General features: G+C 71.1%; 27 protein-coding genes. 19 read left to right on the top strand and 8 right to left on the bottom strand.

Going from position 1 to position 24,199, the window contains the following annotated elements; all coding sequences use genetic code 11:
- Nucleotides 1-25: 25 nt before the first annotated feature.
- A complete protein-coding gene (locus ACFQVD_RS43450; protein ID WP_030917850.1) occupies nucleotides 26-535 on the bottom strand; it encodes an HNH endonuclease in 510 nt (169 codons plus the stop codon).
- A gap of 318 nt (nucleotides 536-853) precedes the next feature.
- Here ACFQVD_RS43450 and ACFQVD_RS43445 point away from each other — a divergent pair, with 318 nt between their 5' ends.
- The 3 genes from ACFQVD_RS43445 (at nucleotide 854) to ACFQVD_RS43435 (ending at nucleotide 4,237) form a co-directional block, all read left to right on the top strand.
- Nucleotides 854-2,926, top strand: coding sequence for a prolyl oligopeptidase family serine peptidase (locus ACFQVD_RS43445; protein ID WP_343983426.1), 2,073 nt, complete (start codon nucleotides 854-856; stop codon nucleotides 2,924-2,926).
- An 85-nt stretch (nucleotides 2,927-3,011) separates the two neighbouring features.
- On the top strand, nucleotides 3,012-3,815 hold the full coding sequence (locus ACFQVD_RS43440) for a helix-turn-helix domain-containing protein (protein WP_343983429.1): 804 nt from the start codon (nucleotides 3,012-3,014) through the stop codon (nucleotides 3,813-3,815).
- A 74-nt stretch (nucleotides 3,816-3,889) separates the two neighbouring features.
- The gene (locus tag ACFQVD_RS43435; RefSeq protein ID WP_343983433.1) at nucleotides 3,890-4,237 is read left to right on the top strand and encodes a VOC family protein; all 348 of its coding nucleotides are present in this window, start codon (nucleotides 3,890-3,892) and stop codon (nucleotides 4,235-4,237) included.
- 18 nt (nucleotides 4,238-4,255) lie between these two features.
- On the opposite strand, the gene hypF is transcribed toward ACFQVD_RS43435, so the two are convergent.
- Complete coding sequence (gene hypF, locus ACFQVD_RS43430; protein WP_343983436.1) at nucleotides 4,256-6,574, bottom strand: carbamoyltransferase HypF; 2,319 nt, start codon at nucleotides 6,572-6,574, stop codon at nucleotides 4,256-4,258.
- A gap of 169 nt (nucleotides 6,575-6,743) precedes the next feature.
- Here hypF and ACFQVD_RS43425 point away from each other — a divergent pair, with 169 nt between their 5' ends.
- The 16 genes from ACFQVD_RS43425 to ACFQVD_RS43350 all read left to right on the top strand — a co-directional run bounded on the left by ACFQVD_RS43425 (nucleotide 6,744) and on the right by ACFQVD_RS43350 (nucleotide 18,629).
- Nucleotides 6,744-7,409, top strand: coding sequence for an SIS domain-containing protein (locus tag ACFQVD_RS43425; RefSeq protein WP_343983439.1), 666 nt, complete (start codon nucleotides 6,744-6,746; stop codon nucleotides 7,407-7,409).
- On the top strand, nucleotides 7,406-7,654 hold the full coding sequence (locus tag ACFQVD_RS43420; RefSeq protein ID WP_343983442.1) for a HypC/HybG/HupF family hydrogenase formation chaperone: 249 nt from the start codon (nucleotides 7,406-7,408) through the stop codon (nucleotides 7,652-7,654). Before ACFQVD_RS43425 ends, ACFQVD_RS43420 begins: the two co-directional genes overlap by 4 nt.
- Nucleotides 7,641-8,354 (top strand): D-sedoheptulose-7-phosphate isomerase, encoded by a 714-nt coding sequence (locus ACFQVD_RS43415; RefSeq protein WP_343983446.1) that lies wholly within the window; start codon nucleotides 7,641-7,643, stop codon nucleotides 8,352-8,354. Before ACFQVD_RS43420 ends, ACFQVD_RS43415 begins: the two co-directional genes overlap by 14 nt.
- Before the next feature lie 63 nt (nucleotides 8,355-8,417).
- Nucleotides 8,418-9,494: an NADH-quinone oxidoreductase subunit B family protein gene (locus ACFQVD_RS43410; protein ID WP_343983449.1), complete on the top strand. Its 1,077-nt coding sequence runs from the start codon at nucleotides 8,418-8,420 to the stop codon at nucleotides 9,492-9,494.
- A gap of 1 nt (nucleotide 9,495) precedes the next feature.
- Nucleotides 9,496-11,277, top strand: coding sequence for a nickel-dependent hydrogenase large subunit (locus ACFQVD_RS43405; protein WP_343983453.1), 1,782 nt, complete (start codon nucleotides 9,496-9,498; stop codon nucleotides 11,275-11,277).
- Between the two features lie 56 nt (nucleotides 11,278-11,333).
- Complete coding sequence (locus tag ACFQVD_RS43400; protein ID WP_343983456.1) at nucleotides 11,334-11,924, top strand: NifU family protein; 591 nt, start codon at nucleotides 11,334-11,336, stop codon at nucleotides 11,922-11,924.
- Entirely contained in the window at nucleotides 11,921-12,577 is a 657-nt protein-coding gene (locus ACFQVD_RS43395; RefSeq protein WP_343983459.1) for a DUF5947 family protein, read from the top strand. Before ACFQVD_RS43400 ends, ACFQVD_RS43395 begins: the two co-directional genes overlap by 4 nt.
- Nucleotides 12,570-13,202 carry a DUF6084 family protein gene (locus ACFQVD_RS43390; protein WP_343983462.1) on the top strand — a complete coding sequence of 211 codons (633 nt, stop codon included), beginning with the start codon at nucleotides 12,570-12,572 and terminating at the stop codon, nucleotides 13,200-13,202. The genes ACFQVD_RS43395 and ACFQVD_RS43390 overlap by 8 nt, the downstream gene beginning before the upstream one ends.
- Nucleotides 13,199-14,656 carry a hypothetical protein gene (locus ACFQVD_RS43385; protein ID WP_343983465.1) on the top strand — a complete coding sequence of 486 codons (1,458 nt, stop codon included), beginning with the start codon at nucleotides 13,199-13,201 and terminating at the stop codon, nucleotides 14,654-14,656. Before ACFQVD_RS43390 ends, ACFQVD_RS43385 begins: the two co-directional genes overlap by 4 nt.
- Nucleotides 14,653-15,156 carry a hydrogenase maturation protease gene (locus tag ACFQVD_RS43380; RefSeq protein ID WP_343983467.1) on the top strand — a complete coding sequence of 168 codons (504 nt, stop codon included), beginning with the start codon at nucleotides 14,653-14,655 and terminating at the stop codon, nucleotides 15,154-15,156. The genes ACFQVD_RS43385 and ACFQVD_RS43380 overlap by 4 nt, the downstream gene beginning before the upstream one ends.
- A complete protein-coding gene (locus ACFQVD_RS43375; protein WP_386273940.1) occupies nucleotides 15,150-15,254 on the top strand; it encodes a DUF6893 family small protein in 105 nt (34 codons plus the stop codon). The genes ACFQVD_RS43380 and ACFQVD_RS43375 overlap by 7 nt, the downstream gene beginning before the upstream one ends.
- 46 nt (nucleotides 15,255-15,300) lie before the next feature.
- Nucleotides 15,301-15,693 (top strand): hydrogenase maturation nickel metallochaperone HypA/HybF, encoded by a 393-nt coding sequence (locus tag ACFQVD_RS43370; RefSeq protein WP_343983469.1) that lies wholly within the window; start codon nucleotides 15,301-15,303, stop codon nucleotides 15,691-15,693.
- Nucleotides 15,668-15,919 carry a HypC/HybG/HupF family hydrogenase formation chaperone gene (locus tag ACFQVD_RS43365; RefSeq protein ID WP_343983472.1) on the top strand — a complete coding sequence of 84 codons (252 nt, stop codon included), beginning with the start codon at nucleotides 15,668-15,670 and terminating at the stop codon, nucleotides 15,917-15,919. Before ACFQVD_RS43370 ends, ACFQVD_RS43365 begins: the two co-directional genes overlap by 26 nt.
- A 6-nt stretch (nucleotides 15,920-15,925) precedes the next feature.
- Nucleotides 15,926-17,053 (top strand): hydrogenase formation protein HypD, encoded by a 1,128-nt coding sequence (hypD, locus tag ACFQVD_RS43360; RefSeq protein ID WP_343983475.1) that lies wholly within the window; start codon nucleotides 15,926-15,928, stop codon nucleotides 17,051-17,053.
- Entirely contained in the window at nucleotides 17,050-18,210 is a 1,161-nt protein-coding gene (hypE, locus tag ACFQVD_RS43355) for a hydrogenase expression/formation protein HypE (RefSeq protein ID WP_343983478.1), read from the top strand. The genes hypD and hypE overlap by 4 nt, the downstream gene beginning before the upstream one ends.
- A 29-nt stretch (nucleotides 18,211-18,239) precedes the next feature.
- Entirely contained in the window at nucleotides 18,240-18,629 is a 390-nt protein-coding gene (locus ACFQVD_RS43350) for a hypothetical protein (RefSeq protein WP_343983481.1), read from the top strand.
- A 292-nt stretch (nucleotides 18,630-18,921) separates the two neighbouring features.
- Here ACFQVD_RS43350 and ACFQVD_RS43345 read toward each other — a convergent pair whose 3' ends face one another.
- From ACFQVD_RS43345 to ACFQVD_RS43320, 6 genes are all read right to left on the bottom strand, one after another.
- Nucleotides 18,922-19,539 carry an Rv1733c family protein gene (locus tag ACFQVD_RS43345; protein WP_386368835.1) on the bottom strand — a complete coding sequence of 206 codons (618 nt, stop codon included), beginning with the start codon at nucleotides 19,537-19,539 and terminating at the stop codon, nucleotides 18,922-18,924.
- A gap of 241 nt (nucleotides 19,540-19,780) precedes the next feature.
- Entirely contained in the window at nucleotides 19,781-20,431 is a 651-nt protein-coding gene (locus ACFQVD_RS43340) for a V-type ATP synthase subunit D (protein WP_343983488.1), read from the bottom strand.
- The gene (locus tag ACFQVD_RS43335; protein ID WP_343983491.1) at nucleotides 20,428-21,801 is read right to left on the bottom strand and encodes a V-type ATP synthase subunit B; all 1,374 of its coding nucleotides are present in this window, start codon (nucleotides 21,799-21,801) and stop codon (nucleotides 20,428-20,430) included. The genes ACFQVD_RS43340 and ACFQVD_RS43335 overlap by 4 nt, the downstream gene beginning before the upstream one ends.
- Nucleotides 21,798-23,486 (bottom strand): V-type ATP synthase subunit A, encoded by a 1,689-nt coding sequence (locus ACFQVD_RS43330; protein ID WP_343983494.1) that lies wholly within the window; start codon nucleotides 23,484-23,486, stop codon nucleotides 21,798-21,800. Before ACFQVD_RS43330 ends, ACFQVD_RS43335 begins: the two co-directional genes overlap by 4 nt.
- Nucleotides 23,474-23,977, bottom strand: coding sequence for a V-type ATP synthase subunit E family protein (locus ACFQVD_RS43325; protein WP_343983562.1), 504 nt, complete (start codon nucleotides 23,975-23,977; stop codon nucleotides 23,474-23,476). The genes ACFQVD_RS43330 and ACFQVD_RS43325 overlap by 13 nt, the downstream gene beginning before the upstream one ends.
- Nucleotides 23,978-23,982: 5 nt before the next feature.
- Nucleotides 23,983-24,195, bottom strand: a complete 213-nt coding sequence (locus ACFQVD_RS43320; protein WP_343983497.1) for a V-type ATP synthase subunit F — start codon at nucleotides 24,193-24,195, stop codon at nucleotides 23,983-23,985.
- Between the last annotated feature and the right edge of the window lie 4 nt (nucleotides 24,196-24,199).

The following is a 24,199-nucleotide window of genomic DNA, read 5'->3' as shown; positions in this document are numbered from 1 at the left end:
CGGCGCGATCACAGCGGCGCCGTTCTCAGGCCGCGCTCTCCGCGAGGTAGGGCGCCCACTGGGGGTCGCCGACGATGTGCGCGCCGATCAACCGCCAGTGGACGCCGCGTGGCACCACCGGGGCGACGCTGAGCGTCCACCCCAGTTCCTCCAGCATGCGATCGGCCTTGCGGTGGTTGCACGTCGTGCACGACGCGACGCAGTTCTCCCAGGTGTGGGGGCCGCCCCGCGAGCGCGGGATGACATGGTCGATGGTCTCGGCCCGCTGGCCGCAGTAGGCGCACCGGTAGTCGTCCCGGCGCATCAACGCGGTTCGGGTCAGCGGAATCCGCGACCGGTAGGGAATCCGGACATATCTTCGAAGCCTGATCACCGAAGGAACGTCGAGCGTGCGGCTCGCCGAGCGGAACACGGCGCCCCGCCCGTCGCGGTGCACGACGTCCGCCTTCTCCCTGAGCACGAGCACGACGGCCCGGTGCAGGGACAGGGTGGTCAGGGGTTCGTAGGTGGCGTTCAAGAGCAGGACCTGGCGCATCAGCGGGCCTCTCCCGCCGCAGGACGTGTCAGTTGAGGGGGCACGCCACCGCGTGCCCCGGCTGGCGGCCCCTCCTGGGGCCCGGGCGCTTCCGTCACGAGGACCTCCGCCGGACGGCCCAGCGGATGCTCACCACGGCACCGTCCTTCACCAAGTTTGGCTTCTGCGTCGCGGTTCCCGCCACCCATAAATGACTGGAGAGAAACCTGATACGTTTTATGCCCGCATTACCAGTTCTTAACTCCTCCTGCCGCAGATCAGATACGCCCGTCGCGCAATGCCCGCGTTCTGCCCTGCCGAGGTCGTAGGGTTCCTGCCATGACGCGACAGCCATATCCTCCAGCCAGCCGTGTTGAGCTCGTCGAGGAGCTCCACGGGGTGCCTGTTTCCGACCCCTACCGCTGGCTGGAGGATTCGGATGATCCGGCGACGAAGGACTGGCTGGTGGGGCAGGAGAGGCTGCTGGAGACCGAGCTGGACATCCTCCCCGGACGCGAGGGTTTCAAGGCGCGGATCACGGAGCTGCTCAGGTCCGGTTCGGTCAGCGCGCCGACGTGGCGCGGGGAGCGGCAGTTCTTCATGAGGCGCACCCCGGGACAGGAGCACGCCGTGCTCTACACCGTCGACCCCGGCGGCACCGAGCGGGCGCTGCTCGACCCGATGGCGCTCGACTCGACCGGGCTGACCACCCTCGACTCCTGGCAGCCCGACAAGGAGGGCCGTCTGCTCGCCTACCAGGTCTCGGTGGGCGGCGACGAGGAGTCGAGCCTCTACCTGATGGACGTCGCGTTCGGCGACCGCATCGAGGGACCGATCGACCGCTGCCGCTACTCCCCCGTGGCGTGGCTGCCCGGCGGCGAGGCTTTCTACTACGTGCGCAGACTGCCCGCCACCGAGGTGCCCGAGGGGGAGGAGCAGTTCCACCGCCGGGTCTACCTGCACAGGGTCGGCACCTCCACCGAGGAGGATGTCCTGATCTTCGGTGATGGCCTGGAGAAGACCAACTACTACGGCGTGGCGGTCTCCCGCGACGGCCGGTGGCTGCAGATCTCCGCCTCCCGCGGCACCGCACCGCGCAACGACCTGTGGGTGGCCGACCTGGAGGCCTCTTCTCCCTCCTCCCCCGACCTGGTCGTCGTCCAGCAGGACGTCGACGCCCAGACGGCCCTGCACTTCGGCCGCGACGGCCGCCTGTACGTCTTCACGGACCGCGACGCCCCGCGCGCCCGTGTCTGCGTGACCGACCCGTCCGATCCTCGGTTCGAGAACTGGCGTGACCTCATCCCGCAGGACCCCGAGGCCGTGCTGACGGACTTCGCGATCCTCGACGACCTCGACCGGCCGGTCATGCTCGCCGGCTGGACCCGCCACGCGATCAGCGAGATCTCGGTGCACGACCTGGCCACCGGTGAGCGCGTCGGAGATGTGCCGACGCCCGGCCTGGGCACCATCGGCGGCATCAGCGAGCGCCCGGAGGGCGGCCACGAGGCGTGGTTCGGCTACACCGACAACACCACGCCGCCGAGCATCCAGCGCTACGACGCCCGCACCGGCGAGACGACGCTCTGGGCGGCCTCCCCCGGCGCCGTCGAGGTGCCCGCCGTCGACACCGAGCAGGTGACCTACCGCTCCGCCGACGGCAGCGAGGTCCACATGCTGGTGATCTCCCGTCCCGGCGCCGAGGGCCCGCGCCCCACGATCCTGTACGGCTACGGCGGTTTCGGGCTCTCGATGACCCCCGGCTACTCGGCGTCCATCCTGAGCTGGGTCGAGGCGGGCGGCACGTACGCCATCGCCCAGCTGCGCGGCGGCGGCGAGCAGGGCGAGGAGTGGCACCGGGCCGGGATGCTCTCCCACAAGCAGAACGTCTTCGACGACCTGCACGCGGCGGCCGAGCACCTGATCGCCACCGGCGTGACCACGTCCTCGCAACTGGCCATCTCCGGCGGCTCGAACGGCGGCCTGCTGGTAGGCGCGGCCCTGACCCAGCGCCCGGAGCTGTACGCCGCGGTGGTCTGCTCGGCTCCGCTGCTCGACATGATCCGCTACGAGCTGTTCGGCCTGGGCGCGACGTGGAACGTCGAGTACGGCTCCGCCGAGAAGCCCGACGAGTTCGCCTGGCTGCACTCCTACTCCCCCTACCACCATGTACGCGAGGGGGAGTGCTACCCGGCGACGTTGTTCACGGTCTTCCAGTCCGACACCCGGGTCCATCCGCTGCACGCCTGGAAGATGTGCGCGGCCCTGCAGCACGCCCAGGCCTGTGACCGGCCGATCCTGCTCCGCAACGAGATCGAGGCCGGCCACGGAGCCCGTTCGGTGAGCAAGACCATCGAGCTCGCCGCCGACCAGCTGACCTTCCTCGCCTACCACACCGGGCTGACCTCCTGAGCGGCGGGGAGGGCACCTCCTGGGGCACCCTCTCCCGGTACGGCCGCGACGCCGGACTGTCGTGGGCGGCGGTTATGGTCGGGGGGTGGACGACGCAGCGGTGGCCGAGGGTCTGACCTTCGTCGAAGGCGAGCCCGGCGCCTTCCTTCGGCCGTACGTCACGCATCTGTCGGCCTACACCGAGCGTCACGCCGAGCCCGTGCCCCGGCGGCAGCCGCCGTTCGCCGGCATCGTGATGATCTTCGGTTTCGGTGCGCCGCTCGCGCTGAGCGGGCCGCGGGGAGGGCGGCGGCTGGCGTCGTTCGCGGGCGGCCTGCACGACACCTACGTCGACACCACCACGGCCGGAACCGCCGAGGGGGTGCAGGTCAACCTCACACCGCTCGGGGCCAGACGGCTACTCGGCGTGCCCATGCGGGAGCTGACCAACCGGGTGGTGTCGCTGGAGGAGGTGCTCGGACCGTGGGCCACGACCACGGTCGAGCGGTTGGCACAGGCTTCCGGCCGGACCGCCCGGCTCGCGCTGCTGGACGAGGCGCTCAGTGAGCGGATCAACGAGGCGCCGGTCACCGACCGCCGCGTCGGCTGGGCGTGGGACCGCCTGGTCGCCACCCGTGGCGCGGTGTCCGTGGCCTCGATGGCCGCCGAGCTGGGGTGGAGCCACCGGCATCTGGTCTCCCGCTTCCACGACCAGGTCGGGCTGGCGCCGAAGGCCGCGGCCAGGGTGCTGCGTTTCGAGCACGCCACCGGCCGGCTGAGGTCCGGCATGTCCCTGGCCGACACCGCGGCCGCCTGCGGCTACTACGACCAGGCCCATATGAACCGCGACTTCAAAGCCATGGCCGGAGTCACCCCCCGCGAGCTGGCGGCGCCGCGCGCCCCCGGATGATCAGGTCAGATTTTTCCAAGCCCGGCCCCTCCCGCCGGTGACATCGTGGTGATCACCGAACAGGAGGAGGAAGCATGCGAACCGTTTATCCGCTGGTCCGCTACCACGACCCCGCCAAGGCCGTCGACTGGCTGGTCCGGGCATTCGGATTCGAGGTCCACGAGCTGGTCACGTCCGACGACGGAGGCGTCGGCCATGGCGAACTGCTCGTCGGCACCGGGATGGTCATGACCGGTAGGGGCGAGCCCGGCGGCCCGGGGATCTACATCGCCGTGGACGACCCCGACGCCCACCACGACAGGGCCGTCGCGGCCGGAGCCGAGGTCACCAGCGAGCCGGCCGACCAGGACTACGGCTCGCGCGACTACGCCTGCAAGGACCCGGAGGGCAACCTCTGGTATTTCGGGACGTACCGGCCCTGACTCCCGCGGCGTCCCTTCTCAGGATCCGGGGCGGGGGTGGCCGAGGACGTCGCGCGCCGCCGCCACGGCGGCCTGGCCGAAGCTGATGCCGCCGTCGTTGGGGGGTACTGCGCGGTGGGTCAGGATCCGGAAGCCTCCGAGCCCGAGGGCGCCCGCGAGACCATCAAGCAACAGGCGGTTCTGGAAGACCCCGCCGGACAGCGCGACCGTGCCGATCCCGGTGCTCTCCCGGATCCTGGCGCACGCCGCGGCGGTGACGGCGGCGAGCCCGTTGTGGAAGCGGGCGGAGACGAGCGCCGGGACCACCCCGGCGCGGGTCTCCTCGGTGACCGCACGGATGAGGTCCGCGACCTGGATCGTCACGAGCGACCCCTCGTCGAGGATCCGCGCCGGGTAGGCGCCACCCTCGGCGGGGTCGGCCCGCTGCTCCAGGGCGATCGCGGCCTGTCCCTCGTATCCGGCGGTGTCCCGGAGCCCGAGGATCGCCGCCACCGCGTCGAACAGACGGCCCGCGCTGGAGGTGAGCGGGGAGTTCGTCCCCGCTCCGGCCACGGCGAGCACCTCGTCCCAGCGTGTGCCGTGGCGGGCCCTGACCCGCAGGTCCTCGGGGAGCGCGGCACCGTACGCCGCGTCCAGGTGGGCGGCCGCCATCCGCCAGGGCTGCCTGATGGCCGCGGTGCCGCCGGGCATCGGCACCGGCGCCAGGCGGCCGGCACGGGTGAAGCCGACGAGGTCGGCCACCAGGAGCTCGCCACCCCAGATCGTGCCGTCGGTGCCGTACCCGAGACCGTCGAAGGCCACCCCGATGACCGGGCCGCTCTCGGCGTTGTCGGCCAGGCAGGAGGCGATGTGCGCGTGGTGGTGCTGCACCCCGGTCAGGTCCACCGACTCCAGATCGAGGGCGTACTTGGTGGACAGGTACTCGGGGTGGAGATCGTGTGCGACGAGGCCGGGGGTGATGCCGAGCAGGCGCCCGAGGTGTTCGATCCCCTCTGCGAAGGAGCGCAGCGTCTCGTAGTTCTCCAGGTCGCCTATGTGATGGGAGACGAAGGCGTACCCTCGCCTCGCGAGGCAGAACGTGCTCTTCAGCTCGGCACCGCAGGCGAGCACGGGCCGCCGGGCGGGCGGTGAGAGCCGCAGTGGCTCCGGGGCGTATCCCCGGGACCTGCGCAGCGGTAGCGCCCGCCCCCGCGCGACGAGGACCACGGAGTCGTCGGCCCGGATGTGGATCGGCCGGTCGTGGGTCAGGAAGGCGTCCGCGATCCCGGCCAGCCTGACGAGCGCGTCGTCGTCGCGGTGGGCGATGGGCTCGTCGGAGAGGTTCCCGCTGGTGAGCACGTACGGCCGGGTGAACTCGGCGGCGAGCAGGTGGTGGACCGGCGTGTACGGCAGCATGAGGCCGAGGGTGCGGTCGCCCGGCGCCACGGCTCCGGCCGGCGCGGCCCCCGAGCGGCGGGGCAGCAGCACGATCGGGCGCCGCGGGCCGGTGAGCAGCCGCTCGCTCTCGTCGTCCAGTTCGCAGAGCGCGTGGGCGGCGCGCAGGTCGGGAACCATGATCGCGAACGGCCTGTCCTCGCGGCGTTTGCGAGCGCGGAGGGTCCTGGCGGCCTCCTCGTCCGCCGCGTCGACCGCCAGGTGGTACCCGCCGAGCCCCTTGACCGCCAGGACGCCGCCCGCCCGCAGCACCTCCGCCGCCGCCACGATCGGATCGCCACCGCCACCGTGGGGGACGCCGTGGGGGGCGCCGCCGTCCAGCAGGCGCAGGACCGGGCCGCAGGCCGGGCAGCAGATCGGCTGGGCGTGGAACCTGCGGTCCGACGGGTCGAGGTACTCCCTCTCGCACTCCCCGCACATGGCGAATCCGGCCATCGTGGTGGCGGGCCGGTCGTAGGGGAGGTCCCGGATGATGGTGAACCTCGGCCCGCAGTTGGTGCAGTTGACGAAGGGGTGGCGGTATCGCCGGTCGGCGGGGTCGAACAGCTCGCCCAGGCAGTCATCACATGTCGCGACATCAGGTGAGATAAGAGTGACCCGCCGGTCTCCGTCCCGGCTGGCCGCGATGCGGAATCCGCGCTCTCCGCGCGCCGGTATCGAGGTGGCCGTCATGCGGTGGATCACCGCCAGCGGCGGGGCCTGACTTCGCAGGTCCTCCTGAAAGCGCGCGACGTCGCCGGGCACCCCCTCGGCCTCGATGAGAACACCGTGGCCGTCGTTGCCCACCCATCCCGACAGCTCCAGCCGCCGGGCCAGGGAGTGGACATGGGGGCGGAAGCCCACCCCCTGCACGATCCCCTCGACCCTGATCCTGACGCGGACCCGCGCCCGCCCCGTGCCCATCCCGCCATCCTTCCCGCGTCCGGCGGGAAGGCCTCGGGGCTCGCATGATCTGGACGGGAAGGTTACGTCGATGATCAGAGCTTTGCCGTTGGTTGTCGAGCCAAGGGTGTCGGCCCTGAAACGGCCAATCGTAACGTAGCGACTACCGTGAAAAATACGGAGCGTTGACATGCCTGTCACACCGAGTACCCAACCACCGCCCGCCGTCGCCCCGGTCACGGAGGCGGAGGTCATCGCGGCCTTCGCGCGACGGGAGCACGCCGGGCGCGCCCTGGCGGGAGACGTGGAGCGCATCGCGCGTGCCGCCCAGGCCATGGCCGCCAGGTTCCACCTCGGCGGCAAGCTGATCGTTTTCGGCGACGGCGGCGCGGACTCGGACGCGGCACACGTCGCGGTCGAGTTCATGCACCCGGTCATCGTGGGCAAGAGGGCACTCGCGGCGGTGGCACTGGGCAACGACGCGACAACGACCGGCCGGGACGGTGAGAACGGCGGGGGCGGCGGGGGCGCTGCCGAGGTCTTCGCCCACCAGGTGCGCCACTGGGCGGACGCCTCCGACATGGCCCTGGGGATCTCACGTGACGACCGGTGCCCGAGCGTTCCGCGAGGCTTGCGGACCGCCGGGGAACTGGGCCTGCTGACCATCGCCCTGACCTGTGGCGAGGCCCGTGGGGACGGGCACGGAGACGAGGTGGCCGACCACGTCCTGGTCGCCGCGTCCGATGACCCTGCCGTGGTCAAGGAGGTCCATGTCACCGCTTACCACCTGCTGTGGGAGCTGGTCCACGTGTTCTTCGACCGGCTCGGCCCACCCGCGCGAGGGGCGTCCCGGTGAACGGGCCGGAGGACTGCACCGCCGGTGTCTGCATCACCTGCTCCGACCAGGCGCTGCCGGTGAGGGTGGTCAGGCTGCTGGAGGGGGAGCTGGCGATCGTCGACGCCGGCGGGGTCCTCGAAGAGGTGAGCGTGGCCCTGATCGACCCGGTGGTGGGCGACACCGTCCTCGTACACGCCAGGGAGGCCATCGCCGTGATCGCGCACGGGAGCGAAGGACGGGGGGACGACGATGAGCACGCTTGACGGAACGCCCGCGGAGGGCACCCGAGGGCTGTACCCCTTCCTCGACGAGTACGAGCAACGGACACCGGACATCGCGGAGGCGGAGACCGAGGCCAGACGGTCGGCGGTGGAGAAGACCGGCGAGATCGTGCGGCTGCGCCGGCGGATGGGCGAGGAGTCGGCGGCGGAGCTGGCCGCGTGCGCCGGGCGGATGGCGGCGAGGTTCGCCTCCGGCGGCCGGCTGTTCAGCTTCGGCAACGGCGGGAGCAGCACCGACGCCCAGGAGGTCGCCACCGCCTTCCTGCACCCCCACCGCGGCCCGGCCCTGCCCGCGCTCTCCCTGACCGATGACGTCGCCGTGGTCACCGCGCTCTCCAACGACGTCGGGTTCGAGGTGGTCTTCTCCAGGCAGCTCGCGGCGCTCGGCCGGCCGGGGGACATCGCCGTCGGCCTGTCCACGAGCGGCGGCTCGGCCAACGTCGTCCGGGCGTTCGAGGAGGCGGCCCGCCGGGACATGCTCACCGTCGGGCTGGCCGGCGGAGGGGGCGGCAGGCTGACCGAACTGTTCGAGCTGGGCGTGCTGGCCCACCTGTTCGTCGTGCCCTCCTCCTCGGTGCACCGGATCCAGGAGGCCCAGACCACCCTCTATCACGTCCTGTGGGAGCTCACCCGGCACGCGCTCGGACCGGCACCGATCCCGCGGATGCACGACCCCGGCTGAGAGCCGGCGTTCCTCTCCCCCTTCACGGTCCACGAAGACATCCACCAGGAGTGGGGAGACGTCATGGCAGCGCCGACAGACGCGGCAAGCAGCAGCTCTCCGGAGCAGCAGGAACCGACCGTCCACATACTGTGGATCAACGCCGGGCTGAGTTGCGACGGCGACTCCGTCGCGCTCACCGCGGCGACGCAGCCGAGCATCGAGGAGATCGTGCTCGGCGCGCTTCCCGGGCTTCCCAAGGTGGCCGTGCACTGGCCTCTGATCGACTTCGAGTCCGGGCCGATGCAGGGCGCGGACGTCTTCATCGAGTGGTTCTTCAAGGCCGATCGCGGCGAGCTGGATCCGTTCGTACTGGTCGTCGAGGGCTCGATCCCGAACGAGTCGATCAAGCAGGAGGGGTACTGGTGCGGTTTCGGCAACAACCCCGACACCGGCCAGCCCATGACGACCAGCGAGTGGCTGGACCGGCTCGCGCCCAAGGCGACCGCGATCGTGTGCGCGGGCACCTGCTCGGCGTACGGCGGCATCCACGCGATGGCCGGGAATCCCACCGGGGCCATGGGCGTCGCCGACTACCTGGGCTGGAACTGGAGGTCCAAGGCGGGCCTGCCTATCGTCAACGTGCCCGGCTGCCCGATCCAGCCGGACAACCTCTCCGAGACGCTCCTCTACCTGCTCTACCAGGTCGCCGGGCAGGCGCCGATGATCCCGCTGGACGAGGCGCTGCGACCGACGTGGCTGTTCGGCCAGACCGTCCACGAGGGCTGTGACCGCGGCGGCTACTACGAGCAGGGCCAGTTCGCCGTCGAGTACGGCTCGCCGAAGTGCCTGGTGAAGATCGGCTGCTGGGGGCCGGTCGTCCGGTGCAACGTCCCCAAACGCGGCTGGATGAACGGGATCGGCGGCTGCCCGAACGTGGGAGGCATCTGCATCGCCTGCACGATGCCGGGCTTCCCCGACAAGTTCATGCCGTTCATGGACGAGCCTCCCGGCGCCCTCATCTCCTCGACGGTGAGCGGCGCGTACGGGACGGTCATCCGCACCCTGCGCGGCATCACCTCCAAGACCGTCGAGAAGGAACCGAAATGGCGCCACAAGGGGCGCGAGCTGCTGACCGGCTACAAGGCGCCCTGGAGCTGACATGACGACATCGGAGCAGAACCCGGAACTCGTGGAGATGGCCTGGGACCCCATCACCAGGATCGTCGGGAGCCTCGGCATCTACTGCAAGATCGATTTCAAGAACCGGCAGGTCGCCGAGTGCTACAGCACCTCGTCGATCTTCCGCGGCTACAGCATCTTCATGAAGGGCAAGGACCCGCGCGACGCCCACTTCATCACCAGCCGCATCTGCGGGATCTGCGGCGACAACCACGCGACCTGCTCGGTCTACGCGCAGAACATGGCCTACGGGGTGCGGCCCCCGTCCCTGGGCGAGTGGATCGTCAACCTCGGCGAGGCCGCCGAGTACATGTTCGACCACAACATCTACCAGGAGAACCTGGTGGGGGTCGACTACTGCGAGAAGATGGTCCGCGAGACCAACCCCGGCGTGCTGGCGATGGCCGAGCGCACCGAGGCGCCGCACGCGGGCGACCACGGCTACCGGACGATCGCCGACATCATGCGCTCGCTGAACCCGCTGGAGGGCGAGTTCTACCGCGAGGCGCTGGCGGTGAGCCGCACCACCCGGGAGATGTTCTGCCTCATGGAGGGCAGGCACGTGCACCCCTCCACGCTCTACCCCGGCGGAGTCGGCACGGTCGCGACGGTGCAGTTGTTCACCGACTACCTGACCCGGCTGATGCGCTACGTGGAGTTCATGAAGCGGGTCGTGCCCATGCACGACGACCTGTTCGACTTCTTCTACCAGGCGCTGCCCGGCTACGAGGAGGTCGGCCGCAGGCGCGTGCTGCTGGGATGCTGGGGAAGCTTCCAGAACCCCGAGCACTGCGACTTCACCTACCGCAACATGAGCGACTGGGGTCGCGAGATGTTCGTCACGCCGGGGGTGATCGTCGACGGCAGGCTGGTCACCAACGACCTGGTCGACATCAACCTCGGCATCCGGATCCTGCTGGGCAGCTCCTACTACGACGACTGGCAGGGACAGGAGCCGTTCGTCACCCACGACCCGCTGGGCAACCCGGTCGACATCCGGCACCCGTGGAACCAGCACACCATTCCGCACCCGCAGAAACGCGACTTCAGCGACAAGTACAGCTGGGTCATGTCGCCCCGCTGGTTCGACGGGGAGAACACGCTCGCGCTCGACACCGGCGGCGGGCCCATCGCCAGGCTCTGGTCGACGGCGCTGTCCGGGAAGGTCGACATCGGCTACGTCAGGTCCACCGGCCACAGCGTGCAGATCAACCTGCCGCGGACCGCGCTGAAACCGGAGAAGACGTTCGAGTGGAAGATCCCCGAGTACAAAGGCCAGCCGCTGTCCAACGCTCTGGAGCGCAACCGGGCCCGCACCTACTTCCAGGCCTACGCGGCGGCGTGCGCGCTGCACTTCGTCGAGCAGGGCCTGGCCGAGGTCCGCGCGGGCCACACCCAGACCTGGGCGCCGTTCACCGTCCCCGAGGAGACGATCAGCTGCGGGTTCACCGAGGCCGTACGGGGGGTGCTCTCCCACCACATGGTGATCAGGGACGGGAAGATCGCCAACTACCATCCGTATCCGCCGACCCCCTGGAACGCCAGCGTCCGCGACGTGCACGGCACACCGGGCCCCTACGAGGACGCGGTGCAGAACACACCGATCTTCGAGGAGAACCCGCCCGCGGACTTCAAGGGCATCGACATCATGCGCGCCGTGCGGAGCTTCGACCCGTGCCTGCCGTGCGGGGTGCACATGTACCTCGGCGGCGGCGAGGAGCTCCGCAGGCTGCACACCCCGCACGCCTTCGACGCCAGGTGACCCAGCGGCCGCCGGGGAGCCGACCGCTTCCCGGCACCGGAAAGGAGGCTTGGCGGATGCCGCAGGCCCATGACATCCGGGTGACCGGCGATCGCGTCGAGGCGCTGATCGCCGACCTCGGCACGCTGAGCGACGCCGTGACCCGCGCCAAGGCCGAGGACCTGGTACGGGCCCTCGTCGAGCTGTACGGCGCCGGTCTGGAGCGCGTCGTCGAGATCGTCACCGAGACCGAGGCGGCCGAGGTGCTGCGCCGCCTGGTCGGCGACCCGCTCGTGTCCGGCCTGCTGGTGCTGCACGACCTGCACCCGCTGAGCACGGTCGAGCGCGTTCGCGAGGCGCTGGACGGCGTACGGCCCTATCTGGGGTCGCACGAGGGCGGCGTGGAGCTGCTCGGCGTGGGCGAGGACGGGATCGTGCGACTCCGTCTGGAGGGCACCTGCCACGGCTGCCCGTCCTCGCGGCTCACCGTGACCGACGCCATCGAGCGGGCCATCGGCCAGGCCGCTCCCGAGGTGTCCGGGGTGGAGGTCGAGGGGGTGACCGACGACCGCTCGGAGCTGTTGCAGATCCAGCGCCGAGCGCCCGGCCCGTGCCCGGTGCCGGAGCGGGCGCCCGCGCCGGAACCGGTGTCGGGACCGGTGCCGTGACGGCCACCGGGCTGCGCAGGTTCCGCGAGCCGCCCGGAAGGGGCGGTCCGCCGGTGACGCTCTGCGAGCTGTGCGCGGAGCCTGCCGGCGAGGACCACGGCCACGTCGTGAACGTCGAGACCCGGGGACTGCTGTGCGCCTGCCGGGCCTGCCACCTGCTGTTCACTCGTGGCACGGGGGGCCGGGCACGCTACCGGGCCGTGCCTCGACGCTACCTTCACGACCCGCGGTTCCCGCTGAGCCCGGCCGACTGGGACGAGATGCAGATCCCGGTCCGCACGGCGTTCTTCTTCCACAACTCCGTGCTGGGCAGGACGGTCGCCTTCTACCCGAGCCCGGCGGGCGCCACCGAGTCGCTGCTGCCGCTGGAGACGTGGGAGCGCGTTCTGACGGCCAACCCGGCGATGGCCGACGTCCAGCCCGACGTGGAGGCGCTCCTGGTGGACCGCCGCCCCGACGGCGGCTTCGCCTGCCACCTGGTGCCGATCGACACCTGCTACGAGCTGGTCGGCCTGGTGCGGCTGCACTGGAAGGGCTTCGACGGCGGCCAGGAGGCACGGGAGGCCATGGAGGGCTTCTTCGCCGACCTGCGCGGCCGCGGTCGCACCGTGCCGGGCGCCTCTCGGACAAGGGGCTGTGACGGCCGTGGCTGAGCGCGCGTTCGACTGCGTGGGCGTCCGGGCGGAGGCGTACGCCGCCTTCCCGACGCTCGTCTTCCGGCTGCGCGTCACCGACCCCTCCCCCGACGGGGTGCACAGCATCGCGCTCCGCTGCCAGATCCGGGTGGAACCGCAGCTGAGACGGTACGGCGACACCGAGGCGGAGCTGCTCGGCGACCTGTTCGGCGACCCGTCCCGGTGGGGCGACACGCTGAAGCCCCTGCAGTTCGCCAACGTCTCGGTCATGGTCCCGGCGTTCACCGGAAGTACCGAGGTCGACCTGCCGGTGCCCTGCGGCTACGACCTGGAGGTGGCCGCAGGCAGGTACTTCGCCGCGCTGGACGAGGGCGAGATCCCGATGCTCATGCTCTTCAGCGGGACGGTGTTCGCCAGGGTGCCGGGCGGCTTCTCGGTGAGCCAGGTGCCCTGGCACCACGAGGCCCGCTGCCGGCTGCCGGTGGCGGTGTGGCGGGAGCTCATGGACCGCTACTTCCCGGATTCCGGGTGGCTGCGGCTGCGGCGCGACACGCTTCGGGAACTCGGCCGCTTCAAGTCCGCCCGCGCCCTGACCAGCTGGGACGAGACCCTGGAACTACTGCTCAAGGAGGCGCGGCGATGAGCGTACCGATGGACATCGCCCGGCGGGTGGCGGACGCGGTGCTGTACGAGGGCTACCTGCTCTATCCCTACCGTGCCTCGGCGGCCAAGAACCAGGTGCGCTGGCAGTTCGGGGTGCTCGTCCCGCCGGGATTCACCGCGACCGCCGAGCACCCGGCCAGCGTGACCGAATGCCTCCTGGAGGGGGCCACGTACGCCGTGGCGCACCTGAGCCTGCGTTTCCTGCACCTCAGGACGCGCGACGTCGAGCGCGCCGAGGACGACGGCTACTGGCCGGTCCAGCAGCTGCGGAACGGCCAGCGGACCTACCTCAGCTTCGACGAGGCGACCGAGCGGGAGGTGGAGACGGTACTCCCCGTCGCGGGCCTGCTCGACGCCCCCGAGCGGGTGATCGAGGTACGGATTCCCGGGGACCGCGTGATCGAGCCGATCGTGGCGCCGTCCGGGGAGGTCGTGGGACGCGTCGTCTCCGAACACCTGCCGCTCCACGCCGAGCTCAGGGTCTCCGCCGAACTGGTGCCCGGCCCCTACGAACTGGTCAAGCTGCGCGCCCGGGTGGCGAACACCGACGACTGGAAACCGCTGGGCGCGCCGCGCGAGCAGGCGCTGCGGCATTCGCTGATCTCGGCGCACCTGCTCATCGCGGTGACCGCCGGGGCCTTCGTCTCCCTGCTCGACCCGCCGGAATGGGCGCGGCCGGCCGTGGAGACCTGCCGCAACGAGCACACCTGGCCCGTACTCGTGGGCGAGCCCGGCCACCGGGACGTGATGCTCTCCTCGCCGATCATCCTCTACGACCACCCGGACATCGCTCCGGAGAGCCCCGGCACCCTGTTCGACTCCACGGAGATCGACGAGATGCTCCACCTCCGCACGCTCACCCTCACCGACGAGGAGACGCGGGAGGCCCGGGCGACCGATCCCCGGGTGGCCGAGCTCATCGACATGGTCAGCGGCATGCCGCCCGAGCTGGTGGAGCGGCTGCACGGCGCGATCCGCTCGGTGGACGCGACCACGGACCAGCGGTCCTCCGAACCTCCGTGGCAGGAGGGGGACCCCCGGAGTCGGCCGGAGGTTCTCACCCCCTGGTGGGACCCCGCGGGCGATGCCACGGTCTCGCCGGAGACCGACAGCGTGACGGTCTGCGGGGTGGCCGTCTCCAGGGGCAGCAGGGTCCGGCTGGTTCCCGGCAGGCGGCGCGCCGACGCCCACGACATGTTCCTGGCCGGCAGGACCGCACGCGTCGAGGCGGTGCTCCTCGATCTCGACGGCGCTCACCACCTGGCCGTCACCCTCGACGAGGACCCGGGCGCCGACCTGCACCGATCGCACGGCCGGTTCCTCTACTTCGCCCCCGACGAGGTCGAGCCGCTCCCGGACGACTCACCCACCGGCGGACCGGCCCCGGGCGGCTCCGCCTCGGAGGGATCGCTCGGCGAGGAGGCCGGCGCATGAGGATCCTGGTGGCCGGTGTGGGGAACGTCTTCCTCGGCGACGACGGTTTCGGGGTCGCGGTGGCCAGGCGCCTGGCAGACACCGACCTGCCGGAAGAGGTCGAGCTGCGGGACTTCGGCATCCGGGGCATCCACCTGGCCTACGAGCTGACCGGCGGTGGGTACGACAGCACGATCCTCATCGACGCGGTATCCCGCGACGGCCCGCCCGGCACCCTGTACGTCCTCGAACCGACGGCGGGCGAGACGCCGGGCTCCTTCGCCGACGCGCACTCGATGACACCCGAGACCGTGCTGTCGCTGGTGAACACGCTCGGTGGCGGGGCAGGCCGCGTCCTGCTCGTCGGCTGCCAGCCCGCCGACACCTCACCGGGCATGGAGCTCAGCGCGCCGGTCGCGGACGCCGTCGGCAGAGCGGCGGACCTGGTCGTCGAACTGGCCGGGCAACAGATCGCGATGGCACTCGCCGCCGCGGGACACGAGGAGGAACGAACATGCTGAGACGCCTTCTGGCCGGGTCGGCGCTGGCGGGAGCGGCCGTACTGCTCTACCTGGCATTTCCCGATATCAAGCGCTATCTGAGGATGCGCAACATGTGACACATCCAGCCCCTGGGACATCGAGCTCGAACGAGAGGAAACAGCCGTGCACGAATTCGGAATCGCCGAGGCGATCCTCGCCGCCGTGGAGAAACGGGCGGACGGCAGGAGGGTGCGGCGGGCGCGAGTGCACGCGGGCGCCCTGCTCCGGGTCACCGAACCGGTGATCAACCAGGCGTTCTCCGCGGTCGCCGACGGGTCCGTGGCCGAGGGCGCCAGAGTGGACCTGGTCATCGTCCCGGTGCGGATGACCTGCCGCTCCTGCGGGAGCACGTCCACCTCCGTCGACCCCTTCGCCGTCTGCGCGGGGTGCGGCGGCACCGATATCGACACCGAGGGCGGCGACGACCTCGTCCTCGAATCCATCCAGATGGCGGAGGCCGCTCATGTGCCTGGGAATTCCCGGGGAGATCGTGGAGATCCTGTCCGACCGTCCTGACCTGGCCATGGTCGACGTCGGCGGCGTCAAGCGCGCCATCAACATCGGCCTGCTGGAGGGCGAGTTCGTGGCACCCGGCGACTGGATCCTCATCCACGTCGGGTTCGCGCTGTCGAAGATCGACGAGGTGGAGGCCAGGGCCGCGCTCGACTTCCTGGAGAGCATCGGCCAGGCGTACGAGGACGAGATCGAGGCCCTCCGAGAATCCATGATCGAAGAGGAGTGAGAGTCGATGCGTTTCGTCGACGAGTACCGCGACGCGGAGAAGGCCCGGATGCTCGCCGCGCGGATCGCCGCACTCTGCGAGCCGGGCCGCGACTACAAGTTCATGGAGGTGTGCGGCGGGCACACCCACACGATCTACAAGCACGGCCTGGAGGACTACCTGCCCGAGGCCGTCACACTGGTGCACGGCCCAGGCTGCCCGGTCTGCGTCATCCCGATGGGACGGATGGACGACGCCATCCACATCGCCGGGCAGCCAGATGTGATCATGACGTCGTTCGGCGACATGATGCGGGTACCCGGCGGGAACGGCTCCTTCCTCGACGCCAAGGCGCGGGGTGCCGACATCCGGCTGGTCTATTCCCCGCTGGACGCGCTGAAGATCGCCCGGCAGAACCCCGCCAAGCGGGTGGTCTTCATGGCCATCGGGTTCGAGACCACGGCGCCCTCGACGGCGATGACCGTCCTGCGCGCCGAGGCCGAGGGGGTCGAGAACTTCTCGATCTTCTGCAACCACGTGACGATCATCCCCGCGATCAAGGCGATCCTGGACTCCCCCGACCTGCGTCTGGACGGGTTCATCGGCCCCGGCCACGTCTCCACCGTGATCGGCTGCCGGCCGTACGAGTTCATCTCGCGTGGCTACGGCAAGCCCCTGGTGGTGGCCGGTTTCGAGCCGCTGGACCTGTTGCACACGGTCTACCGCCTCCTCGCGCAACTGGCCGAGGGGCGCTCCGAGGTGGAGAACCAGTACGCCCGGGTGGTCCCGTGGGACGGGAACCCCAAGGCTCTGCACGTCATCAACCAGGTGATGGAGCTGCGACCGTACTTTGAGTGGCGCGGGCTGGGGTTCATCTCCCACTCGGCCCTCAGGGTCGCCGAACGGTACGCCGCCTTCGACGCCGAGCGGATCTTCCAGATCCCCGGCGGGCGGGTGGCCGACCCGAAGGCGTGCCAGTGCGGCGAGGTGCTCAAGGGAGTGCTCAAACCCTGGGAGTGCAAGGTGTTCGGCACCGCGTGCACACCGGAGACACCGATCGGCACCTGCATGGTCTCGTCCGAGGGCGCCTGCGCGGCGTACTACAACTTCGGCCGGTTCTCGCGCGAGCGCGTCAGGGAGGCGACCCGGAGGTGAACGAAGGGGAGGGTTACGCCGTGCCGGGCGAGGGGCCCGGTGGGAAGCAACAGGTCCTGGAACGGACGACCGGGGCGGACGGCCCGGACACGGCTGACCGGGAGCGGCAGGTCCTGGACCGGATCGAGCGGGTGCGGCGCCGCAAGGCGCGCGTACGCGAGGAGCGCATCACCCTGGCGCACGGCGCCGGTGGCAAGGCCACACACACCCTGATCGAGGCGGTGTTCCTGGAATCGTTCCGCAACCCGATGCTGGAGCCCCTGGAGGACGGCGCGGTCGCCGACGGGCTCGCCTTCACCACCGACTCGTTCGTGGTGACACCGCTGTTCTTCCCCGGGGGCGACATCGGCGACCTCGCGGTGAACGGCACGGTCAACGACCTGGCCATGTGCGGGGCCCGCCCCCGCTACCTGTCGGCCGGATTCATCCTGGAAGAAGGCTTCCCCGTCGCCGACCTGCGGCGCATCGCCGCCTCGATGGCCCAGGCGGCGCGGACGGCGGGCGTGTGGATCGTCACCGGCGACACCAAGGTCGTGCAGCGGGGCAAGGCCGACGGCTGCTACGTGACCACCTCCGGCGTCGGGACGCTGGAGCGGCCCGTCCGGCTGAGCGCCGCCGCCGCGCGGCCAGGTGACGCGGTCCTCGTGTCCGGGCCGATCGGCGAGCACGGGATCACCGTCATGCTGGCCCGGGGAGAGCTCGACATCGAAGCCGACCTGCGCTCCGACACCGCACCGCTCAACGCCCTCACCGACCTGTTGCTGGACGCCTGCGAGGACGGCGCGGTGCGCTGCCTGCGCGACGCGACCCGCGGCGGGGTGGCGACGATCGTCAACGAGATAGCCGGTGCCTCACAGGTCGCCGTCGTGCTCGACGAGGACGCCGTGCCGGTCCGCCCGGCGGTGCGGGGGGCGTGCGAGTTGCTGGGGATCGACCCGCTCTATGTCGCCTGCGAGGGCCGGATGGTCGCGGTGGTGGCCGGGGAGTTCGCCGACGCGGCACTGGCCGCCCTCCGCTCCCACCCGCTCGGCTCCGAGGCGGCGATCATCGGGCGGATCAACGACGACCCGCCGGGGCTGGTCCTGCTGAGGACCTCCTTCGGGGGGACTCGCATCGTCGACCTGCTGGTCGGCGACCCGCTACCGAGAATCTGCTGAGAACAAGCGAATCCATGAGGTTTCACGACATGAGCAAGAAACACAAATCCGAACACCCGGGCAGGCCCGGCAAGGACGCCCCGAGCGAGCGGGATCGCTCCTCCGGCGTGAGCCACGCGAGCGAGGAGGTGGTGCGGTCCGGCAACCTGGCCTTCGGACACCCGCCGGACGACAAGGGCCCCGCGCGTGTGATCTCCGACGTGGAGCGCAAGGGCGTCCCCGCCACCGACACCAAGGCCCGATCCGCCCGCGGGGTCGGCATCAGTGAGCACCGCGGTGCCGAGAAGATCGCCCATAAAGGCGAAAAAGGCCGCAAGAAGCTCGAAACCGATGATAAGGGACGCCCCTACGGTGTCTCCCGTCCCGAGGACATCACCGGGGTCAACCCCCAGAAAACCATAACCAGGGACAATCCCTGAGCCGTGACCGCTCCGCTCCCGAGGTGACCGTTTCACCCCCGGAACCACCCGCCGGGCAGGCCCGGCACTCCCCTCGCCCGGGTGGGTGACGTGCGTGCTCTGGCCGGGCCGGCCGTTCCGGCCCCGGTCAGGGCTCGCGGTCATCGCGCCGGTGGTACCTCGTCAGCTTGGTCTGCTCTTGGGTGTCAGGTTCGGCACGCCGTCGTGGACTTGGGGAGACCGAGCGGCTCCGGACGAGCCGGCCGCAGGGGCCTGTTCCGCGAACTCCGTGTCAACCTGCCTGCCAGGCGGGCTACCCGTCGGGTTTGCGGCGGCGCCACCGCGCGCACGCCTCCGCCCAGGAGGCGTCCCACGCCGCGTACCGCCCTCTGTCGAGCAACCATCTGAACACCCGAAAGGCCGACGTCAGCGTGACCGCCGACCCCGCGACGACCAGGAAGGCCGCGGTCGCGCTGCCCGCCAGCGTCCCCGTATGGCTCGCCGGTGGCCTGGTCAGCTCGCCGCGGCCGTCGATCCACACCCGCACGGCCGTACCCGCCCTGGTGCCCGCGGGCACGGCCACCTGGCCCGTCTTCTGCTCCCCGGACGGAGCCCTCCACCGCGCCGGAGCGTGCGACTCCGGCTTTACGCCGTTCTGCCCGCCCCCGGCGGGAACGGTGTCCGGCGCGTCCCGTACCAGGGTCGCCGTCACCGGCCGGCAGCTGCCAGGAGCGGCTCGCTCAGCCCGCAGGCCCCTCTCGTAGACCAGCCGCCCCACGACGACGGCAGGCCAGACGCTGAGCAGCAACAGAACCAGTGTGACGAGCACACCTGCCGCCTCCAGCCGATCGGAGCGACGACGCAGCGGATTCCGCCCCAGCCAGTATCGGCGCACGCGAAGGATCACCCACTGACTCGTGAGCCTCATCATGCACCTCCCCCTCCCCATCACCCTGCGGCGGCGGTGACGGTTCACAACAGGGGCGTATGACCCAGCCTCAGTGGGGCCTTGGACCCCTTTCCCATGGGGCGCGACGCGACCCACGGCCTCTCGCTCGACCGGCTCCCCCGTGAACTGCCCGTATTCGGGATCGAGGGCACCGGCCTCGCTTTCGAGGCCCCTGTCACACCACCGGTCCAGGCCGCGATCCCCGAGCCTCCACGCGCCAGAATCACCGGTTGAATCGGTGGTCGCGGTCCAGCCGGTCCGGGAGCCCCGGTTCGGAGCCGATGACGCGGCGCGCGCGGTCGGCATCGGCTCGCTCCGTCTCGTCCAGCGACAGTTCGACGGCGGCCAGCGCCTCCTCCAGCAGCGGGAGGAGGCGATCTTTGAGGGCGCGGATCCTGCGGTTCGTCGAGGCTGTTTCGGCCGCCACGATCCGTGCGGCCTCCGCGGCGATCGCGTGTTCCAGCCCGGCGCGCAAGGCGGTGCGGTAGGCGTGCCTGGCGGGAACGAGAGCCGTGGTGATCGGGAGGGGCGCCGCGGCGTCGAATCCGGGGATCGCGCAGGAGACCCGGGCCGGATAGCTCGTCCCCACGGCGTCGGCCCAGTAGACGTGCACGTCGGTGAGGCGGTCGTCGGCCGCCAGGCGCACGGCCCGTTGGCCGCCGAGCCGGGTCACGCGGAGGAGCCATTCGTCGGCGGCCCGGCAGGCGACGTACCACTCGGCCTGGGTCCGTGCCGCGTTCCGGGAGAGCCGGTCCTGTTCCCGGCGCAGTATCCGCAGTTTCCTGTCGAGTACGTCGAGTCCGTGCCGGACCGCGGTCAGGCGGCGGCGGAGCCACATCCGCCCCGCACGGCCAGGTGGGATCCGTAGCCTCATGGCTCTCCCCGGTATCCGGCTTCCAGTGCTTCCTCGCCGAGCATCGGCAGTTCGCTCCGCGGCAGCGTGGAGACCACGTCCCAGGCCCGGTCGAAGGTCTCCTCCAGAGTGCGGGCCTCGTCGGGCCTCTGGGCCAGCAGGCGTGTTCGGAAGGCCTCCGCCATGGCCAGGTAACGGCGGTCGATCGGGCTCAGCGCGCTCTCCCCCACCAGGTCGGCGAGTTCGCCGGCCTGACGGGCGCGGGACAGTCCTGCCTGGATCTGCGCGGCCAGGTCCAGATGCTCGGGCCTGGTCCGCCCCGCGCCGACTCCCGCGCGCATCATGCGGGAGAGGGACGACAGCGGGTCGATGTGCGGGTACGAGGTGACCTCGCGGGCCAGCAGGATCTGGCCTTCGGTGATGTATCCGGTGAGATCGGGCACGGGATGGGTGATGTCTCCGGCGGGCATGCTCAGCACGGGCAGCACGGTGATGGAGCCGGATCGTCCCCGGATGCGGCCGCACCGTTCGTAGATGGAGGCCAGGTCGCTGTAGAGGTAACCGGGGTAGGCCCGGCGGGCCGGAATCTCGCCACGGGCCGCGGAGACCTCGCGCAGCGCCTCGCAGTAGTTCGTCATGTCGGCCAGTACGACGAGAACGTGACGCCGCAGGACGAACGCCAGATGCTCGGCGACGGTCAGCGCTATTCGCGGCGTGAGCAGCCGCTCGATCACGGGGTCGTCGGCGAGGTTGAGCAGTAGCGTCAGTTCCGCGGCCGACGAACGTCTCTCCAGGATGTCGCGCACGGTCGCCGCGTCACCGTGGGTCAGTCCCATGGCGGCGAAGACGACGTTGAACGGCGCGCCACCGGTGTGGGCCTGGGCGGCCACCTGAGCGGCGAGTTCCAGGTGGGGCAGGCCGCTTTCGGCGAAGATGGCGATCTTCTGGCCGCGGACCAGGGTGGTCAGTGCGTCAATGGCGGAGACTCCGGTGATCACGGGTTCGGCGGGAGGTTCTCGCACGGTGGGATTCATCGGGAAGCCGGCCACCGGGGCGCTGTCGTCACCGAAGATCGGCGGGCCGCCGTCCAGCGGCCGGCCGCGCCCGTTGCAGACGCGTCCCTGCCATCCGGCCCCCACCGGGACGCGCAGCGGGCTTCCGGTGAAGGTGACCCGTGTCGCCTCGGTCCTGAGTCCTCCGGTGCCCTCCAGGACCTGGACGACGGCGATGTCCCGGTCGACGTCCAGGACGAGGCCGTGCCTGCGCTCGCCGGACTCCAGCACGATCGTGGCGTACTCGTCCCAGCCGACGTTCCGGGTGCCCTGAACGACGATGAGCGGTCCGCGCAGCTCTGCCACGCCGGTGTATTCGACGGGAGCCCAAACCGTCACCGCAGCGTCTCCAGATCGTCCAGCACGGTGTCGCGCCGTGCCGGGACTTCTTCCCGCGGCGCCTCCTTCGCCCGCAGGATGGGAGAGAAGTCGCGATCCTCGACCGAGGCGACGGGCACTCCGTGCTCGACCAGGTCCTGGCAGCGCGCCAGGATCGTCAGGAGCGCGTCGGCGATGAGGGCGGTCCGTTCGGGCGGGCAGTACGCGTCCAGCGCGCTCAGCGAGCTCTGCCGCAGGAAGCCCTCCCGCAGCAGGCGCCCGGCCAGCAGGCCGATGCGCTCCCGGGCGGGCAGAGCGCCTGCCCCGACCAACTCGGCCAGCGCGGTCAGCCGGTCGGCCTCGGCCAGCAGGCCGCCCACGCGCGCGCGGCGGGCCGCGTTCTCGGGATCACCACGGGTCAGGGCATCGGCGTCGCGAGAGAAGGAGTCGCGCCAGGAGATCGCCGGGTAGTGTCGCGCGTAGGCGAGGTCGCGGTCCAGGGCCCACAACGTTCGCACGAACCGCTCCGTCTGTGTTGTGACGGGTTCGGTCAGATCTCCGCCCGGGGGCGAGACGGCTCCGACGATCGTCACCGATCCGGTGGCCCCGCCCAGCGTGATGACCCGTCCGGCTCGCTCGTAGAACGCGGCGAGAGCGGAGGCGAGATCCGCCGGGTACCCCTCCTCGGCCGGAAGGATTCCGCTGCGGGAGGCGAATTCCCGGCGTGCCTCGGCCCAGCGCGAGGTCGAGTCGGCGATGACCACCGCCGCGTAACCCATGTCGCGGAAATGCTCGGCGACCGTGACTCCCGTGTAGATGCTGGCCTCGCGCGCCATCATCGGCATGTTGGAGGTGTTGGCGATCACGACGGTCCGGTCGGAGAGCCGCCCGCCGGTACGTGGGTCCGGCAGCTCGGCCAGCTCGGCGACGACATCCGCCATCTCGTTGCCGCGCTCCCCGCAGCCGATGTAGATCACCACGTCGGCGTCACACCACTTGGCGATCTGCTGAAGGAGCACGGTCTTGCCCGTGCCGAACCCGCCGGGCACGGCCGCGGTGCCCCCGAGGCACACGGGCAGAAGCAGGTCGATGACCCGCTGCCCGGTAGTGAGCGGCACCGTCCCCTCCAGCCGCGACAGGTACGGCAGGGCGCGGCGCACCGGCCGGCGGCGGGTCAGCCGGACCTCGGTTCCGCCGACGACCGCGATCACGGCGTCGGCAGGATGGTGGCCGGCCTGCCGGATGGCGGAGACCTCGCCTCCCGGCGACAGGACCAGATAAGCCGGCGAGCCCGCGTCTTCGACGCGCCCGATGGCCGTGCCCGGCGCCGCTGTTCGCCCCTGCTCGACCAGCGGCGTGAACCGCCACGAGCGGGTGGCGGACGCGGGCCCCTGGCTGAACCCGGCCGCAGCCGGGTTCAGCCAGGGGCCCGCGTCGGTGAGAGGCCGGAGCAGACCGTCGTACACCCCGCCCAGCAGGTGAGGCCCCAGCAGAGCCGAGAGGGGAGATCCGCCGCGGTCGGCGGGATCGCCTGGGGCCAGCCCACCGGTGTACTCGTACGCCTGCACTGTGGCGCGGCCGTCCCTCAGCGTGACGATCTCGCCCGGCAGCCTGTGCGGTCCGAGCAGGACCAGCTCGAACATGGCCGCGCCGGTGAGGTCCTCGACTTCGACCAAGGGGCCGTTGACCCGGCTCACGGTGCCCACAGCCGCTCCACCTCCGCTCCGAGTGCGTCAACGGCTCGTGCGGCCAGCGCGCTGAGCGTGCAGTCGACGCGTCGGCCGCGTCCCTCTGCCAGCACACCGCCGTCAGGCTGCTCTTTCACCACCAGGTCCGGCCCTCCGGCGCTGCGGGTCAGCGCGCTCAGCCGGTCGAGCAGCCCGGGGTAACAGGGGTCGTCGCGCAGTGCCCTGACCGCGGCGGCCGACCGTGCGCACAGTTCGTCCAGGGCCTCCCGCTGAGCGGCGAGTTCCGTGTTGCGGGCTCGGCGCTCGGCGTGCACCCGTTCGGTGACCGCATCCGCCCTGGCCTGGGCGGCTCCGTCGGCGCGGGCGTCGGCGAGGATGCTCCGGGCCTCCCGGCGGGCGGCCGCGACCAGTTCGGCGGCCTCCTCCTCGGCCCCGGCCGTTATCTCCGCGGTGTCGATCTCGACCTGCCTGGACAGGGCTTCGGCCAGCGGCGCCAGGGCGTCCCGCATGGTCGTCACGGCGGCATCACCACCGTCAACCTCGCTGTGGCCTGCCCGCCGACGGCCTCGGCCGCCTTCGGGGTGAGGATCACCACGGCGACGTCGTCGCCGAGACAGGTCCATGCCGCACGGGCGGCATCGGGTGTGTCGGCCGGCAGGACGACCACTCCGGCAAGCCGGAAACCCGTCACGCGGACGGTCTCACCGATGACGGCGACGGTCGCCATGGCC

Origin of the sequence: Streptosporangium amethystogenes subsp. fukuiense (assembly GCF_042665875.1) — a bacterium.
Lineage (GTDB): Bacteria > Actinomycetota > Actinomycetes > Streptosporangiales > Streptosporangiaceae > Streptosporangium > Streptosporangium fukuiense.
This window is presented reverse-complemented; position numbering and strand designations above follow the sequence as displayed.

Bases quoted from the DNA above. Each gene is read 5' to 3' on its own strand.
- ACFQVD_RS43325 (WP_343983562.1), bottom strand. From the start codon at position 23,977: ATGCGGGACGCCCTGGCGCCGCTGGCCGAAGCCCTGTCCAGGCAGGTC.
- ACFQVD_RS43380 (WP_343983467.1), top strand. From the start codon at position 14,653: ATGAGGATCCTGGTGGCCGGTGTGGGGAACGTCTTCCTCGGCGACGAC.
- ACFQVD_RS43375 (WP_386273940.1), top strand. From the start codon at position 15,150: ATGCTGAGACGCCTTCTGGCCGGGTCGGCGCTGGCGGGAGCGGCCGTA.
- ACFQVD_RS43405 (WP_343983453.1), top strand. From the start codon at position 9,496: ATGACGACATCGGAGCAGAACCCGGAACTCGTGGAGATGGCCTGGGAC.
- ACFQVD_RS43435 (WP_343983433.1), top strand. From the start codon at position 3,890: ATGCGAACCGTTTATCCGCTGGTCCGCTACCACGACCCCGCCAAGGCC.
- ACFQVD_RS43410 (WP_343983449.1), top strand. From the start codon at position 8,418: ATGGCAGCGCCGACAGACGCGGCAAGCAGCAGCTCTCCGGAGCAGCAG.
- ACFQVD_RS43450 (WP_030917850.1), bottom strand. From the start codon at position 535: ATGCGCCAGGTCCTGCTCTTGAACGCCACCTACGAACCCCTGACCACC.
- ACFQVD_RS43425 (WP_343983439.1), top strand. From the start codon at position 6,744: ATGCCTGTCACACCGAGTACCCAACCACCGCCCGCCGTCGCCCCGGTC.
- ACFQVD_RS43400 (WP_343983456.1), top strand. From the start codon at position 11,334: ATGCCGCAGGCCCATGACATCCGGGTGACCGGCGATCGCGTCGAGGCG.
- hypD (WP_343983475.1), top strand. From the start codon at position 15,926: ATGCGTTTCGTCGACGAGTACCGCGACGCGGAGAAGGCCCGGATGCTC.
- ACFQVD_RS43340 (WP_343983488.1), bottom strand. From the start codon at position 20,431: ATGAGGCTACGGATCCCACCTGGCCGTGCGGGGCGGATGTGGCTCCGC.
- ACFQVD_RS43320 (WP_343983497.1), bottom strand. From the start codon at position 24,195: ATGGCGACCGTCGCCGTCATCGGTGAGACCGTCCGCGTGACGGGTTTC.
- ACFQVD_RS43415 (WP_343983446.1), top strand. From the start codon at position 7,641: ATGAGCACGCTTGACGGAACGCCCGCGGAGGGCACCCGAGGGCTGTAC.
- ACFQVD_RS43350 (WP_343983481.1), top strand. From the start codon at position 18,240: ATGAGCAAGAAACACAAATCCGAACACCCGGGCAGGCCCGGCAAGGAC.
- ACFQVD_RS43345 (WP_386368835.1), bottom strand. From the start codon at position 19,539: ATGATGAGGCTCACGAGTCAGTGGGTGATCCTTCGCGTGCGCCGATAC.
- ACFQVD_RS43445 (WP_343983426.1), top strand. From the start codon at position 854: ATGACGCGACAGCCATATCCTCCAGCCAGCCGTGTTGAGCTCGTCGAG.
- ACFQVD_RS43385 (WP_343983465.1), top strand. From the start codon at position 13,199: ATGAGCGTACCGATGGACATCGCCCGGCGGGTGGCGGACGCGGTGCTG.
- hypF (WP_343983436.1), bottom strand. From the start codon at position 6,574: ATGGGCACGGGGCGGGCGCGGGTCCGCGTCAGGATCAGGGTCGAGGGG.